This is a genomic window from Chiayiivirga flava, from assembly GCF_014202825.1.
In the GTDB taxonomy this organism is placed as follows: Bacteria; Pseudomonadota; Gammaproteobacteria; order Xanthomonadales; family Xanthomonadaceae; genus Chiayiivirga; species Chiayiivirga flava.
Map to the genome: position 1 here is coordinate 815451 of NZ_JACHHP010000002.1, position 15969 is coordinate 831419.

The window sequence follows — 15969 nt, forward strand, 5'->3', positions numbered from 1 at the left end:
CCGCCCACGCTCCGGTGCCCCTCGGCCCACGTCCGCGCGATGTTCGAAACCTCCACGCTGTCCGGCACGAAATCCGAGCGCTATGCGCAGCTCGCCGAGCAGGCGCATGGCCTCGTGCACGGCGAGACCGATCGCATCGCGAACGCGGCCAATCTGGCCGCGCTCGTGTACCACGCGTTGCCGGCGCTCAACTGGGTGGGTTTCTACTTTTTCGACGGGCGCGAACTCGTGGTCGGACCGTTCCAGGGCAAGCCCGCGTGCGTGCGCATCGCGCTGGGGCGCGGCGTGTGCGGCACCGCGGCGGTGACGCGCGAAACGCAGCGGGTGGCGGACGTGCATGCGTTCCCCGGCCACATCGCCTGCGATGCCGCGTCGCGCTCGGAGCTCGTGGTGCCGCTGTACGTCGCGGACACGCTGGTCGGCGTGTTCGATCTCGACAGCCCGGAACCGGACCGCTTCGACGCGGACGACCAGGCCGGGCTCGAAGCGATCGCCGCCATCTATCTGGATGCCATCGGCGTGGACGCGCAGTGCGCCGACGTGCACGCCAACAACCGGGAGTCGTTGCGATGAGTGGGGACAAGCTGCGGAATGTCGGCCCGAAATCGGCCGCGTGGCTGCGCCAGGTCGGCGTGCGCACGCAGGACGATCTCGTGGCGCTGGGTGCGGTCGGCGCCTTCATCAAGGTCAAGCGCGCCGGGTTCCGTCCGAGCCTGAACCTGCTCTACGCGCTCGAGGGGGCGCTGCTCGGCTGCCACTGGCAGCAGGTGCCGGAGGAGCGTCGCAGCGAGCTGCTGCTCGCCGCCGACGCCGCCACCGCGCTGATCCCGCCGTCGCGCGGCCGCGCTGCGGCGCTGGCCGTGTCCGAGTGCCGCGACGTGCCGCAGGACGGCGATGGCGACGGCGCGCCGGCGATGGAATCGAGCTTCGGCTTCGACGATCCGGCCGGCGGCGGCGAGCACGACGGCGGCGGCGCTACGAACGACGAGCGCTGAGCCGCGCCGGCGGCCCGGGCGCCGCCGCACGGTTTCATCCGCCGCGCAGCAACGACAGCGGCTGCACCCGCGTCGCCGCGCGCGCCGGCAGCAGGGTTGCGAGCAGCGCGCACGCAAGCAGCAGCGCGGGCGCGGCGAGCAGATGCTGCCACTGCAGCGCGGCGGCATCCTGTAGCGCGGCCTGCATCGCACCGACGAGCAGCCACGCGAGTCCGGCGCCGGCCAGCGTTGCCGGCACGGCCACGCGCACGCTCGACGCGAACACTGCAAACACCTGCCGCCGCGGCGTTGCGCCGATGGCGGCCCGCACCGCCAGGCCGTGGTGCTGGCGCGCGACGCCGAGCGCCGCCACCGCCGCCACGCCGAGCGTGGCCAGCAGCAGCCCGAGCACCGCGAAGCCCGCGAACAGCTGCCGCGCCAGCGTCACGCCGGCCACGCTGCGTTCGGCGCGCGCCTCCAGCGTGGTGACTTCGCGCAGCGCGATCCACGGGTCGATGGCGGCGAGCGCGGCCTGGATGCGCTGCGTCGCGGCCGCATCCATCGCCTGCCAGCGCACCAGCAGCGCCACCTGGCCGCCGGCCGGCGTCGCCGCCGCGGCGTCCTGCGCATAGGGCACGTACAGCGTCGGCCGCGTCGGCGCGAGCGGGCTTTCGTGGCGCACGTCGTCCACCACGCCGACGACGCGCCGCGCCACTTGCACGTCGCTGCCGCTGGCCGCCGTGATGCGCAGGCCGAGCGCGCTGCCCTGCGGCGCCAGGCGCTCGGCCACGGCACGCGTCACCACCGCCACCGCTTCGCCATCGGCGCGGTCGATGCGCGGGTCGAGGAAGCGGCCTTCGCGCAGGCGCAGGCCGAGCGCGCCGGCGAGATCGCCGTGCGCCACCTGGTGATCGATCGGGAACGCTTCGTCCAGCGTCACGCCGTTCATCGCGCTGACGTGACCGATGCGGGTGTAGCGCTGCAATGGCGCCGCCGTGGTGAACCCCACCGCCGCGGCGCCGTCCGCGCGCAGCGTCTCGGCGAGGCGGTCGAGCGCCGCCATCCGCTGCGCTCCGTCCGCGTAGCGCTCGCGCGGGAACACCAGCACCGCGTGCTGGGTGGCCGCGCGTTCGAACCCGAGATCGCGCTCGGCGAGCGCCTGCGCACCGGCGCCGATCGCCAGCGTCGATACCAGGAAGGCGCTCGCCAGCGCCAGCTGCAGGCCCGCAAGCCACCGCGACGCAGCCATGTCGCCGCGGCGACCGCCGACCCGCGTCTGTCCCGACAGTGCGCCGCGCGCGTCACCGTGCAGCAGTGCCGGCAGCCGCAGCAGCGTCAGCAACGCAGCGATGGCAATCCCGATCCACGGCAGCGACCACAGCGCCGGCGTCGAATAGGCGAACGCCCCTTCGAGCTCGCGCGGCACCCACTCGAGCGCCACGAGCCCGACGAAGCGATCGAACAGCACGCGTCCGAGCGGCAACGCGATCGCAAGCGCCGCCAGCGCCAGCAGCAGCGATTCGACGAACGCGACCGCCACGCCGAGGCGTCGCGATTCGCCCAGCGCACGCCGCGTCGCCACGGTGCCGGCGTCGGCGATCTGGCGTGCCACCAGCAGTGCCGCCACGTTGAGCACACCGAGCACCAGCAGCGCGGCCGCGCCGGCCAGCACCACCACGATCGCCGGCCGCTGCGGCCCGGTCACCGCGTCGATCACGCGCAGCGGCGTCATGTGCCAGCCGCGCGGATACCGCGCCGGATCGCCGCGCCCGGGCAACGCGTCGGCCACGGCAACCAGCGCCGCCGCGGTATCCGCGATCGACACGCCCGCGCGCAGCTTGAAATTCAGCACCAGCCGGGTGTCGGTGGTGGTGTCGCGCGCCGGATCGTCCAGATGCGCGGTCCACACGTCGCCGCCCATGAAATGGAAGCGCGGCGGCATCACGCCGACGATCTCGTGGCGCTGTCCGTCGAACAGCAGGTCCTGCCCGAGCACGTCGGCGCGGCCGTCGAAATCGCCCTTCCACAGCGCATGCGAGATCACCACGCGGCGCGTGTCGCCGTCCTCGTCCGCGGCGACGAACCGGCCGAGCAGCGGCTGCGCGTCGGTGACGTCGAGGGCGGACGGCGTGGTGCGCACCAGCGTCAGCGGGCGCGCGGCGCCGAGACCGTCGCCGAACGCCACCGGATGCGTGGTGCTGGCCGCCAGCGATTCGAACACGCCGGCATCGCGCAGCGCGCGATACGCGTCGGGCGCGAAGCCGTAGCGCTCCTGCGTGGAGCCCGCGATGCCGTGGCGCAGCACACCGAAGCGTGCCGAATCGTAGGTCCACGGCGCCACGAGCAGGTTGTGGCCGAGCGAGAGCATCGCCACCAGCACCGCCGCGAGCACCGCCAGCGTGGCGACGATGGCCGCGTTGGCGCGACGATGGCGCTGCAACCCGCGCAAGGCGAGCAACCAGACACTGCGGGACAGGAACATGCGTGCGACTCCACTCGGAACGGGCGCTGGATTCTCGATATCACGAAGGAATTCGTATATAGCCCGGAAGTCGCGACCCGCGCCGTCCTGCCCCGTGTCGGCGACGAACCGATCCGCGTCAGCCCGCGCTCGCCGTGGCGCGAGATACGTCGGCATCGCGGCGGCGGCGCGTGCCGCCGAGCATCGCGCCGAGCCAGGTGCGCCGCACCAGCAACGCGTACGTGCCGAGCAGCAGCGCCACGACCAGACCCAGCAGCAGCGGCATCTCGACGTACCACGGCCACGCCACGCGCGAGAACGCGACCTGCAGCGCCATCACCAGCGGCACGTGCATCAGATACATCCAGTACGACGCATCGGCCAGATAGCGCCGCGCCGCGCTGGCGCCGGAGAGGAAGCGCAGGCCCAGGCCAAGCAGCGCCAGCGTCCAGCTCCACCCGGCGAGACCGGACAGCAGCGCCGACAGCAGATCCGTCCGGCTGCCCGCGGCGACGGAAAAATTCGGTTGCAGGCCGAGCAGCCACAGGCCTGCCGCGGTGCTGCCGAGCGCCAGTCCCAGCATCCACGGCCAGTGCCGCTGCAGTCCGTCGAGCAACCCACGCTGGCGCTGCAACAGCCACCCGGCGCCGAACGCCACGCCGTAACCGACGAGCGCAGCCCGGTTCGGATACAGCGACTGGTCCGGCGTCGGAATGCCGAACCACGGCAGCCAGCCCGGCTGCGCGAACAACGCCGCCGCCACCGGCAATGCGAGCAGCAGCGGCGCGACCGGGCCGAACAGCACGCGTGCGGCGCGATCGATCCACGCCGCCGACGCGGCGCGCCGATCGAGCAGCGTGGCCAGACTCCGCAGCGCCAGCGCGGCGATGTAGAACAGCACCAGCAGATACAGAAACCACAGGTGCGCGAGCGGAAAGTCATCCGGCGTGAACGCAGGGCCCGGCGGCGATTGCGCCGGCATCACGCCACCGTTCGCGAGCATCGCGCCCCACACCAGCGCCGCGACGATGCCGGTCATCACGATCGGCCAGAACAGCAGCAGCGGCAGCACGATGCGCTTCGCGCGATCGCGCACGAAGCCCGTGGTGCCGCGCCGCTCCAGCGCAAGGCGCGCGAAGAACCCCGCCAGCACGAAGAACAGTGTCATGCGGAACAGATGGATGGTGTGGAAGCCGACCGCGAGCGCGGTGCTCGGATCGGCATCGGCCACGATCCAGAAATACTGCGCGCCGGGCAGGTAGGCCATCGACGCGTGCAGCGCAATGCCGAGCAGCAGGGCGAAACCGCGCACGGCGTCGAGGCCGTGCAGTCGTTCGGGAGCGGTGGGCATGGGATTCTCCGGACAAGGGATGGGCGTCGCGGCCGCCGAGGCGGTCGCGCGGGTGGCCAGGTGTGGGGTTGAAACGCTGTCGGCGACGCCGCGGTGCGGCGTCGCGCGAATGTCAGCCGGTGTCGGCGGGCGCGTGTGCGGCGAGAGCGTCGGCCAGACGCCGGCTACTGCCCAGGCAACCCGTGCCGATCGCCGCCAGCAGCGGCGCGGCGAACCGGGCACGCGCCCGTGCCAGCAGGAGACTGGCGCACGCGGCGGCGACGCCAACCGCGAGCCAGAGACCGGGCGGCAGCGCGACGAACAGATCGATGCCGAACGCGGCCTTGGTCAGCACCACGGCGGCGGGCAGCACGAACAGCGGCGCGAGCACCAGCGTCCAGCGCGCCAGCCGCTCGCGGCGCTGCGCCATCCACGTCACCGCGGCCGCCAGCCGCGCGGGCGGCGCGCCGAACTCCAGGCGCCGCACCGCGTGCAGGTGCGCGATGTTCGCCACCATGTGCGCGATGCACAGCAGGTGCAGCAGCAGGCCCGGCACAAGGAAGCGCGCCACGCCGCCATGCCCCATGTTGAACAGTGCGATCGCCAGCAACGGCAGCGCGGTCAGCGCGATGCCGAGCCACAGCGAGTGTCGCAGCGACCGCAGTGGCGCCGCCACGCCCCGCAGCAGGGACTCGCGGTCGACCTGCGACTGCAGCAGCGCGGCACCGTCGCCGCGCGCGATCGCGGCCGTGGTGTCGGCATACGCGCTCCAGCGGTTGCTGGCGGCGCTCCAGCTCTTGCCCGCGGCATCGTCGAGGAACTGCTCGAATCCCGCGTCGCCGCGGTAGCGTCGTGCCAGCAAGCGCGCGATCCACGCCGCCAGCGGCACCAGCAGCAGGCCGACGCCGAGGTTGATCGCCGGCACGCTCCAGTGCAGCACGCGGTACAGGTCCACGCCGAACAGGCCCTCGAACAGGACCGCGACGAACGGCCACCACAGTGCTACCGAAAACAGGATGAACGCGCCGGTGGTGCGCAGGCGCCGCGCCCGCAGCGCGGCGAGGCGCGCGCGCACCTCCAGCACCGGCGCATCGAAATCGAAGCGGCGCAGCGTGCGCCACGCGTGCACGTCGGTGGCCGCTTCCATCGCCATCAGCAGCAGCAGCGCGAGCGCGCCGAGGGCGTGCGCCGGTTCGTTCCGGTGCGCGATGCCGAACATTGCAAGAAGCAGCAGCGCGACCGCATCGAACGCCAGCGCCGCGAGCAGCCACGCCGAGTGGCGGCGGAAAGCCGCGTGCATGCGTTGCGACAGCGATGCGCGCAGCGCCGCGAGGTTCAGTTCCAGACTGGCGTCCAGGCGCGTGTCGATCGCGCTCCAGCGCCCGCGCAGTGCATCGAGGTCGAGTTCGTGGGTCATGGATGTGCCTCCGCCGCGGCGTGGTCGCGCTGCAGCCTGTGTTTGATGCGCTGGAAGCGCGTGGCGACATTGCTCGGCGACATGCCGAGCATGGCCGCGATCGCGGCGTGGTCGTGGCCTTCGAGATACAGCAGGATCAGCGCGCGGTTGATCTCGTCCAGTTGCGCGATGAGTTGCCGCAGCGCGTGCACGTCGTCGCCGGCATCGTCCATCACGCGGTCGGCCGCGGCGAGATCGAACGCGAAATCCTCGATCGGCAACGCGTCGCGGATGCGGCGACTCTCGCCGCGGTAGTGCGAGATCGCCACGTTCACCGCGATGCGATGCATGAACGTGGAAAAGGCCACGCGTCCGTCGAAGCGCGCAAACGCCTGCCACAGCTCGATGACGATGTCCTGGATCAGGTCGCCGCGGTCCTCGCGCCGCGCGCAGTACGCGGACGCGACCTTGTAGAGGATCGGCTTGTGCCGATCGAGCAGGGCGAGGAACTGGTCCTGGGGTGTTGCAGCGGTCACGGCGATCCCGGGCGAAGACGATGCAGTCCGGGCGATGCGCTGCCCGTTGCCAAGGTTATTCGCAGGCCGGGGCGCGGATATCACATCGACGTGGAGTTTTTTTCAGGATTCCTTCGGCGCTCCAGCTCATGCGCCCTTGCCCCATGACGGCGGATGGGCTTGTTGCCCGTCATCCGCGCTGGCGCAGAAACTCCTGCGGATCGAAGGCGTCGACCGCAATCACCTCGTCGCGTGCCTCGCGCGCTTCGTTCAGACGCGCGTATTCCTCCGCGCTGATCACGCCAGCAGCGAGGCCGATGTCGTCGAGCAGATGTCCGGGCGCGCGCTCGAGCCGGCCGGCACGCACCGCGTCGCGCAGTTTTGTTTCGATCGGAATCGCGCCCACGGCCTGGTCAAGCGCCGCCTCCAGCCGGCCCAGCCCGGGCTCGTGCGGCGGCGGCACGAACACGTCTCCGGTCAGCGCCAGCCGCGTGGCGCGGTCTTCCAGCACCTCGCGCGCGATGCGTCCGCCGAGGCGATCGGACGGTGCGCGGAAGCGCGCCCCGAGCGGAAACACCGCGACGCGCAGCAGCCACGCCACCGGGCGCAACGGAAAATTGTCGATCACCCCGCGCAGCGCCTCCTGCGTGCGCTGCAGGCACAGATCCACGCTCCACAGCATGAGGTCGCGCATGGCCGGCGTCTTGTCCTCGTCGTGGTGGCGCTTGATCGCGCACGACGCCAGGTACATCCAGGCCAGTGCGTCCGCCAGACGCCCGGAGATCTTCTCGCGCCGCTTGAGCTGGCCGCCGAGCACGCCCATCGCCACGTCCGACACGAAGGCATACGCCGCCGAGAAGCGGCTCAGGTGCTGCATCGCGCGCGCCGCGTCGCCGCGCGGCACCGCCGCGAGCCGACTGCCGGTGAGCGCCAGCACGAACGCGCGCACCGCATTGGACGGCGCAAACGCGAGGTGCGCCCACACCGCACGATCGAAGCGCGCGAGGTCGCCGTCGGCGATGGCCTGGATTTCCTCGGCCACGTACGGATGGCAGCGGATCGCGCCCTGGCCGTAGACGATCATCGAACGCGTGAGGATGTTCGCGCCCTCCACGGTGATGCCGATCGGCACCGCCGCCCACGACGCCGCCAGCATGTTGCGCGGCCCGCGCTGGATCGCCGCGCCGGCGCGGATGTCCATCGCATCGCCGACCACGCCGCGCATCGCATCGGTGAGGTAGGCCTTGGCGATGGAACCGATCACCGACGGCTTTTCGCCCAGGTCCAGCGCGCCGCAAGTGACGGTGCGCGTCGCGGTCATCAGGTAGGTCATCCCGGCGATGCGCGCGAGCGGTTCCTCGATGCCTTCGAAGCGGCCGATCGGCGTATCGAACTGTTCGCGCACCGTCGCGTACGCACCGCAGATGCGCGTGCACATCTGCGCCGCGCCCACGCTCAGCGCCGGCAACGAGATCGAACGTCCGGCCGCGAGGCATTCCATCAGCATGCGCCAGCCGGTGCCGACGCCGCCTGCGCCGCCGATCACCGCATCGAGCGGCACGAACACATCGTGGCCGACGATGGGACCGTTCATGAAGGGCACGCCCATCGGATCGTGGCGCTGGCCGATCTCGATGCCGGGGGTGTCGCGCGGGATCAGCGCGCAGGTGATGCCGCGGTCGCCGATGTCGCCGATGAGATGGTCCGGGTCCTTCAACCGGAACGCGAGTCCGATCAGCGTCGCCACCGGCGCCAGCGTGATGTAGCGCTTCTTCCACGACAGCCGCAGGCCGAGCACGGGCACGCCGTCCACCACGCGCCGCTCGACGATGCCTTCGCTCTGCGTGGCCGCCGCGTCCGAGCCCGCTTCCGGGCCGGTCAACGCGAAGCACGGGATTTCCTCGCCGCGCGCGAGCCGCGGCAGCAGTCGATGCTTCTGTTCGTCGGTGCCGTAGTGCAGCAGCAGCTCGGCCGGTCCGAGCGAGTTGGGCACCATCACCGTCACGGCGGCCGCCACCGAGCGCGACGCGATCTTCGTGACGATGCGCGACTGCGCGATCGCCGAGAACCCGTGCCCGCCGAATTCCTCGGGAATGATCAGGCCGAAGAAGCGTTCGCGCTTCAACGTCTCCCACACCGCGGGCGGCAGATCGCGGTGCTGCTGCACCTGCCAGTCGTCGATCTGCAGGCACAGCGCATTCACCGGCCCGTCGAGGAACGCCTGCTCGCGCGGCGACAGCGGCGGCAGCGCGGTATCGAGCAGCTCGCGCCAGCGCGGCGCACCGGAGAACAGCTGCCCGTCCCACCAGACCGTGCCGGCGTCGAGCGCCACGCGCTCGGTGTGGCCCAGGCGCGGCAGCATCCTGGCCATCGTGCGCATCAGCCACGGCGTGACCAGCGCACGCCGCAGCGGCGGCACGCCGAACAGCGCCGCGAGCAGCAGCAGGGCCACGATCACGCCGTTGAACGCAAGCGGCGACGCGACGCCGCCGATGCGCCAACCGATCAGCAGCGCGCCCGCGGCCGCGAGCCACGCGAGCAGCGCCATGCGGTGGTACAGCAGTGCGACGAACAGCACGAGCGCGACGACGATGGCCCAGAACATGGTCGATCTCCGCGGAACCTTGCCCGCAAGTATGCGCCGCCACCGGCGCGCGATGCGCGCACGCGGGTGATGCCTCGCGCGCCGGCATGCGCGCTACCATGGCGGATGCTGCGATCGGCAGCGCCAATGGACCGCGAACGCATGGCCGAGCCGCTCAGGAACAGTTTCGGCGCCGCGATCCCGAAGCGGATCGGCGCGATGCTGCAGGCCGTCGACGCCGCCTTCGACGCGGACGCCTTCGTCGCCGACGCCCTGCGCGGCTACGAACCGCTGAACCTGATGCAGCGCGGCCGCCACATCGCGCACGCGCTGCGCCGCCACCTGCCGGACGACTACGACGCGGCCATCGCCCTGCTGCTGGCCTCGGTCGACCATGCGCCGGCGCGCGACGGCGCGCCGATGGGTGCCTTCCTGTTCCTGCCGTACACCGAGTTCGTCTCGCTGCACGGGCTCGATCATTTCGCGACCTCGATGCGCGCCCTGCATGCACTCACGCAGCGGTTCACCGGCGAGTTCAGCGTGCGGCCCTTCATCGAACGCTTTCCGGAACTCGCGCTGGCGCAGCTGCGCGCCTGGGCGAGCGATCCGAACGAACACGTGCGGCGCCTGGTGTCCGAAGGCACCCGTCCGCGCCTGCCGTGGGCGGCGCGTCTGCGCGCCTTCCAGCGCGATCCGGCGCCGACGCTCGCGCTGCTGGAGCTGCTGCGCGACGACCCGTCGCTGTACGTGCGGCGTTCGGTCGCCAACCATCTCAACGACATCGGCAAGGACCACCCCGAGGTGCTCACCGCGGTGGCGCGGCGCTGGATGGTGGACGCGGGCGAGGAGCGGCAGTGGATCGTGCGGCACGCGCTGCGCTCGGCGGTGAAGCGGGCGGAAGCCGGCGCACTGGAGGTGCTGGGTTTCGCACACGAGGCCCGGGTGGCCGTGGAGGCGGTGCGCATCGCGCCGAAGCGCGTGGCGATCGGGGAGAGCGTCGACATCGGCTTCACGCTGCGCAACACCGGCGCCGCTGCGCAGCGCGTGCTGGTGGACTACGTGGTGTTCTACGTCAAGGCGAACGGCGAGGCGCGCGCCAAGGTGTTCAAGTTGCGCACGCTGGACCTCGCGGCGGGCGAGGCGGTGCGCATCGCAAAGCGGCTGTCGCTGGAGCAGCGGACCACGCGCACGCACTACGCGGGCCGGCACCGGGTGGAGTTGCTGGTGAACGGCCGGCCGATGCCGCTGGGCGAATTCGTGTTGGTGGGATCCTGAGTCCTTCGCGCTCGCTCTCGAGCCCCTCGCCCTTGCTGTTGAGCCCTTCCCCCTCGACGGGGGAAGGGTTGGGATGGGGGTGGCTCTTGCTGTTGATCGGCCCCCGATTTTTTCGGCAGGTCCGCGCGATGCCCGGAGGAGCAAGCGCAGATCAAGGGCCACCCCATCCCGGCCTTCCCCCGTCAAGGGGGAAGGAGACCGGCGAGAGCCACCCCCAGACCACGCCCGTCGGGCACGAGGCGGACACGCTAGAATCGCTCTCGAAAACACGAAAAACGTTCACTGCCGGCGTGGCGTCGCCGGCGACCCTTACGGATCGAACCCATCCCATGAAAGAAAAACAGGAGATCGTCTCCAACTGGCTGCCGCGTTACACCGGCGTTCCGCTCGACGGCTTCGGCCAGCACATCCTGCTGACCAATTTCGGCGGCTACCTCGACCAGTTCTCGCGCCTCACCGGCGGCACCGTGGTGGGCCGCGACCGCCCGATGCCCAGCTGCACCGCCGACGGCATCACGCTCATCAACTTCGGCATGGGCAGCGCCAACGCGGCCACCGTGATGGACCTGCTCTCGGCCATCGATCCGAAGGCCGTGCTGTTCCTCGGCAAGTGCGGCGGGCTGAAGAAGAAGAACGCGCTCGGCGACCTCGTGCTGCCGATCGCCGCCGTGCGCGGCGAGGGCACGTCGAACGACTATCTGCTGCCGGAAGTGCCGGCCCTGCCGGCGTTCGCGCTGCAGCGCGCGGTGTCCACGATGATCCGCGACCTCGGCCACGACTACTGGACCGGCACCGTCTACACCACCAACCGCCGCGTCTGGGAACACGACGACGCCTTCAAGGACTACCTGCGCAAGCTGCGCTGCATGGCCATCGACATGGAGACGGCGACGATCTTCGCGACCGGCTTCGCCAACTCGATTCCGTCCGGCGCACTGCTGCTGGTGTCGGACCAGCCGATGATTCCCGAAGGCGTGAAGACCGAGGCCAGCGACCTCACCATCACGACCAATTTCGTCGAGCGCCACATCCAGATCGGGATCGAGGCGCTGCGCCTGATCCGCCGTCACGGCAAGTCGGTCAAGCACCTGCGCTTCGACGAGTGACGCGCGGCGCGGCGCGGCGCGGCCTGCGGGCAGCGCCGCGGCGAGTCAGGGTTCTGCGCCGCCGTCGCCGGGGTTGCGCAGCAGGTGCAGCACCATGCCGATCACCAGCGCCGCGCCCGCCAGCAGCACGCCCCACAGCAGCCAGTGCCGCAGCGACGCCGGTTCCGACGCCTGCGGCCGCGGCGACAGCGCCGCGTCGCCGGACAGTTCGACGGAGGCACCGAGCGTGGCTTCCGGCGGCAGCCAGCCGTCGCCGCGGCGCGACTGGACCTCGGCCAGCACCACGCGCAGCGGATAGTCCGGACGCAGCGCGCGGCGGCTGCCGGCGGCGATGCGGTACGGCGGCGTGCCCTGCGCCAGCAACACGAACTGGTCCGGCCGGTACGCCAGCGTCAGCGCCGGCGCGCGCGTCTGCGCGGGGTCGGTGCGCACGCGCCAGTGGCGATCGCGCACCGGCGCGATGTCGAACGGTGCGTTGCCGATGCCGTCGTCCGCGCCGAGGCGGAACGCCGTGCCGCGCGCGCGTTCGCGCCACGGCAGCGCCGGATTGTCGCGGCTCTCGACGATGACCCGTGCCACCGCGTTGCGTTCGGCCAGCTGCACCGCGATCCTTTCGACCGGGAACGGTCCGGCGCCGGTGTAGTCGAACGCGCCCGCCATCGGACCGCCCGGCGTGCCGTCGAGGGTGAAGGCCGCGCGCGCCGGATCCGGCACCACGGTGCGCCGCACGCGCAGCGCCTGCACGCCGGCGAGCGGCAGGTCGGCGTCGCGGTCGACGCGGCGCAGGCGCAGGTAGGGCAGGTCGGTGGCGGCAAATTCCAGCCGCAGGCGTTCGAGCCGCACGCCGTTCTCGTTGAGCGACACCACGGCCTGGTCGCGCACCAGGCCGTGCCAGCGCGAGAGATCCGCGCTGCCTTCGACGTCGACGCGTGCGTTCACCCGCCCGGCCTCGGACGCGATCTCCAGCTGCAGCCCTGCGACCGGCGCATCGACGGCCGACAGATCGAGCAGCAGATCCTGCGCGGTGGTTGCGGGCGCGGGCGGCGCGAGGCCATCGTCGACACGCCGCAGCCGTCCGTCGGTGTCGCGTTCGACCAGCATCAGCGATCGGCCGGGCTCCTCGCGCAGCGTGCGCGGCACCGCGAACATCGGCAGCGGCACCGGCGGCGGCGGACGCGACCGTTGCGGGCGTTCGAGCACCAGCGCCACCGGGCCGAGCGCGATGCCCGCATCGTCGGCGTTGAACGCGGCGATGTCGGCAAGATCGTCGCGTGCAAGCTGCGCATACACCTCGGGCGTCAGCGCGAAACGCAGCAGACCGTCGCTGTCCTCGCCGAGCACCGGCCAGGCGCGCGCGAAATCGGCCGGCACCGGGGGCGGCGGATCCGCACGCGACTGCGCCAGTGCCGCGCCGGCGAGCGTCGCGAGCGCCAGCATCGCGGTCACCCGCCCGATCATGCGCCGGACTCCGCTGCCGCGTCGCGCTGGCGCGGCGGTGTCGGCGCGATCCGCCCCACCAGCACCAGCAGTGCGCCCACCGCGAGGAACGAGACGATGCCCGGCGCGGTGCCGAAATACCTGCTGTCGATCAGCACCAGCTTGGCCAGCACCACGCCCATCAGGATGGCGCCGCACAGCCACACGTCCCAACGCAAGCGGCGCGAACCGACGATCCACGCAGCCACGCCGAGTCCGCTCCACAGCACGGTGAGCGTGGCCTGCGCGATGCGGTCGTCGACGATGCCCGGCGACCAGTCCGCGCCGGTGTACTGGTGCACCGCGCGCAGCCCGGCGAGCGTGATGCACACGAAGCCGCCGATCGCCACGAGCGCCGCCAGCGGCGCCTCGGAGCGCCGCGACGGCAGCCAGCGCGCGGCCAGCACCAGCAGGCCGAGCTGGAACAGTTCGATCGGATTGACCAGCGGCACGTACGGCAGCGGATCGGCATCGCCCGGATGCCCCAGCGACAGCAGCCACGCACAGCCCATCGCCAGCCACGCCGGCACGAACCAGCGCGGGGCGTACGCGGGAAACAGGTCCGCGAGCGGAAACGCGCCGAGCGCCGGCACCCGGTGCGTGGCGAGCAGCAGCAGCCCCAGCGGCGCGATGGCGGCCAGGAACAACCATGCGTCGCCGAGCGCGAAGATCCACGACGCGGTCTCGTGCAGCGCCAGGCCGTACAGCACGCTCGCGGTCGCGAGCATGGACACGTGCGCGAGCGACACGCCGCGCTGCAGTGGCGTGCGCAGTCGCCACAGTCCGAGCAGCAACGCGGCGAACCACACCAGCCACGGCAGCAGCGCCGGCCGTTCAAGTGCGTTGTCCGCATCGAAATGGCTCAACACCGCGAGCGGTATGCCGAGCGCGGCCGTGGCGACGATGTTCCAGCCCAGCCGCGGCCAGCGCAGCACGGTACGCAGCAGCGCCGACAGCGCGACGGTCAGCGCGCCGAACCACACCGCGCGCAGCGATGCGTCCACCGTCGCGAAATGCACCACCAGCTCGCGCAGCCCGGCCACGCCCCACCACGCCATGCCCGCGACGAAGCCGAGCCACACCAGCGCGCGATGCCCGTGCGCGCGTTCGTACAGCCGGCTCAGCAACAGCGCCGCGCCGGCCATCAGCAGCACGCTCAGTGCATGGCCGTTGAGCACGGCGCGTTCGCCGGCATCGGCAACGAAGCCGCCATCGGCCACGCCGTACACGTAGGCGAGCGCGGCCAGCCCCTGCAGCGCCCAGCCGGCCGCCTGCGGCAACCAGCGTCGCTGGCGCAGCCCGAGCCATGCGACCGCCGCGCCTTCGAGCGCCCATGTCGCGCAGGTCCAGCGTGCCGACAGCGCCAGCGGCACCGCGAGAGTGGCAAAGCCCAGCGCCAGCGCGGCAAACGCCTGTCCGAGCAGCAGCACGCGCCGGCGGCGGATCAGCCACCACGCGAGCGCCGCGTACAGCACGGCCACGGCCAGCGCACTGAGCGCGAGCGCGTGGCGATCGTCGGCCAGCATCGCCGCCTGCAGCGGAAACGCCAGCAACGGCGTGCCGAAGACGAGCGTGCCGTCGACGAAGCCGCGCCGACCGCCGCCGTCGCGCAGCGCGTACAACACCGGGATCGCGACATAAAAAAGGAAAAACAGTACCAGGAACGGCTCCACCGTCGCGAACAGCTCGGGCCGGAAATACTGCGCGCCCCACAGCGTGCCGATGACAAACGTGAAGCCGAAGCCGATGAGGTTCAGCGCGCGCCATGGCCGCAGCCACGCGATGGCGAACACCGCCGCGTTGAGCACCGCGTAGTAGGTGAACAGCGCCACGTGGTTGCCGCTGCCGGTGGAGATCAGCACCGGCGCGAGATAGCCGCCGACGAAGCCGAGCACCGCCAGCGCCACCGCATCCTGCAGCACCGCGAGCGCCGCCGCGCCTGCGACGAGAACCACCACCAAGGCCAGCGCGACGCCCGGCGGCAGCACGCCGTACATCCGGAACGCCGCAAACACCGTCAAGAGCAGCACGCCGATGGCGCCACCCTGCAGACTCAGGCCGAACGCCGGACGTTCGCGCCGGTTGCGCCAGCCCCACACCAGCCCGGCGAGCGCGAGCGCGGCAATCCCGGCCAGGCGGAACTCGATCGGCGCGCTGAGCCAGCCCTGCTCCACTGCGTATTTCAGCGCCGCCGCCACGCCGAAGAACAGCACCACCATGCCCAGCTTCACCGGCACGTTGCCGGTGAAGAACCAGCGCTTCACCGCGGCCGCGAAACGATCGAGCGGAGCCGGTTCGGCCGGTGCGCGCGGCATCGCGGCGGGTGCCGGCGATTCGCGCCAGGCGCGGTCAGGTGCCGCAGGCGCGGCGACGGGCGGCGTCGGCGACGCGACGGAGCCCGGCTGCGGCCCGACGGGCGGTGTCCGCGGCGGGGGCGCTGCGACGTGGGACGGCGCCTGCGGTGGCGCTGCGGCGGGCGCGGCAGGCCGTGCGACGTCATCGCCCGGCGACGTCGCCGGGCCGCTTGCCGGCGCCGCGGCGTCGGCGGGCGACGGGGCAGGGTCGGCGGAGCGTGCCGCCGCTCCGGCCGAGACCTCGCCGCGCACCGTCGCCAGTGCATCGAGCGCCACCGCGCGCGCCTGCACCGTCATCGACGCGCTCGCGCCGCGCACCAGCGCCTCGGCCTCCTCCACGCGCCGCCGCAACTGCGCGATGCGCACGCCCTGCCATCCGACGAGGATGCCCACGAAGAATCCCAGCACGCTGCTGTCCGCGCCGCCCAGCAGCGCACCGAGCAACGCCCCGACGATCGCCATCACCCAATGCACGCGTCACCCCGATGCGAGGCCGGC

11 protein-coding genes are annotated in these 15969 nt (G+C 72.0%); 4 read left to right on the forward strand and 7 right to left on the reverse strand.

Going from position 1 to position 15969, the window contains the following annotated elements; translation table 11 throughout:
- The first annotated feature begins 39 nt into the window (after nucleotides 1–39).
- Nucleotides 40–573, forward strand: a complete 534-nt coding sequence (locus tag HNQ52_RS07905; RefSeq protein ID WP_183960555.1) for a GAF domain-containing protein — start codon at nucleotides 40–42, stop codon at nucleotides 571–573.
- Nucleotides 570–995, forward strand: a complete 426-nt coding sequence (locus HNQ52_RS07910) for a TfoX/Sxy family protein (protein ID WP_183960556.1) — start codon at nucleotides 570–572, stop codon at nucleotides 993–995. The genes HNQ52_RS07905 and HNQ52_RS07910 overlap by 4 nt, the downstream gene beginning before the upstream one ends.
- 34 nt (nucleotides 996–1029) lie before the next feature.
- Here the strand turns inward: HNQ52_RS07910 and HNQ52_RS07915 are convergent, their stop codons facing one another.
- The 5 genes from HNQ52_RS07915 to HNQ52_RS07935 all read right to left on the reverse strand — a co-directional run bounded on the left by HNQ52_RS07915 (nucleotide 1030) and on the right by HNQ52_RS07935 (nucleotide 9281).
- Nucleotides 1030–3456: an ABC transporter permease gene (locus HNQ52_RS07915; protein WP_183960557.1), complete on the reverse strand. Its 2427-nt coding sequence runs from the start codon at nucleotides 3454–3456 to the stop codon at nucleotides 1030–1032.
- A 118-nt stretch (nucleotides 3457–3574) separates the two neighbouring features.
- Nucleotides 3575–4786: an acyltransferase family protein gene (locus HNQ52_RS07920; RefSeq protein WP_183960558.1), complete on the reverse strand. Its 1212-nt coding sequence runs from the start codon at nucleotides 4784–4786 to the stop codon at nucleotides 3575–3577.
- A 112-nt stretch (nucleotides 4787–4898) separates the two neighbouring features.
- Complete coding sequence (locus tag HNQ52_RS07925) at nucleotides 4899–6182, reverse strand: hypothetical protein (protein ID WP_183960559.1); 1284 nt, start codon at nucleotides 6180–6182, stop codon at nucleotides 4899–4901.
- Complete coding sequence (locus HNQ52_RS07930; protein WP_183960560.1) at nucleotides 6179–6697, reverse strand: sigma-70 family RNA polymerase sigma factor; 519 nt, start codon at nucleotides 6695–6697, stop codon at nucleotides 6179–6181. The genes HNQ52_RS07925 and HNQ52_RS07930 overlap by 4 nt, the downstream gene beginning before the upstream one ends.
- A gap of 169 nt (nucleotides 6698–6866) precedes the next feature.
- Nucleotides 6867–9281 carry an acyl-CoA dehydrogenase gene (locus tag HNQ52_RS07935; protein WP_183960561.1) on the reverse strand — a complete coding sequence of 805 codons (2415 nt, stop codon included), beginning with the start codon at nucleotides 9279–9281 and terminating at the stop codon, nucleotides 6867–6869.
- Between the two features lie 141 nt (nucleotides 9282–9422).
- Between HNQ52_RS07935 and HNQ52_RS07940 the strand changes: the two genes are divergently transcribed.
- Both HNQ52_RS07940 and HNQ52_RS07945 read left to right on the forward strand, forming a co-directional pair.
- Nucleotides 9423–10535 (forward strand): DNA alkylation repair protein, encoded by a 1113-nt coding sequence (locus HNQ52_RS07940; protein WP_183960562.1) that lies wholly within the window; start codon nucleotides 9423–9425, stop codon nucleotides 10533–10535.
- A gap of 329 nt (nucleotides 10536–10864) precedes the next feature.
- Nucleotides 10865–11641 (forward strand): AMP nucleosidase, encoded by a 777-nt coding sequence (locus HNQ52_RS07945; protein ID WP_183960563.1) that lies wholly within the window; start codon nucleotides 10865–10867, stop codon nucleotides 11639–11641.
- A gap of 45 nt (nucleotides 11642–11686) precedes the next feature.
- On the opposite strand, the gene HNQ52_RS07950 is transcribed toward HNQ52_RS07945, so the two are convergent.
- Both HNQ52_RS07950 and HNQ52_RS07955 read right to left on the reverse strand, forming a co-directional pair.
- Nucleotides 11687–13099, reverse strand: a complete 1413-nt coding sequence (locus HNQ52_RS07950) for a DUF3999 family protein (protein ID WP_183960564.1) — start codon at nucleotides 13097–13099, stop codon at nucleotides 11687–11689.
- The gene (locus tag HNQ52_RS07955; RefSeq protein WP_221281976.1) at nucleotides 13096–15933 is read right to left on the reverse strand and encodes a DUF2339 domain-containing protein; all 2838 of its coding nucleotides are present in this window, start codon (nucleotides 15931–15933) and stop codon (nucleotides 13096–13098) included. The genes HNQ52_RS07950 and HNQ52_RS07955 overlap by 4 nt, the downstream gene beginning before the upstream one ends.
- Nucleotides 15934–15969: the final 36 nt, after the last annotated feature.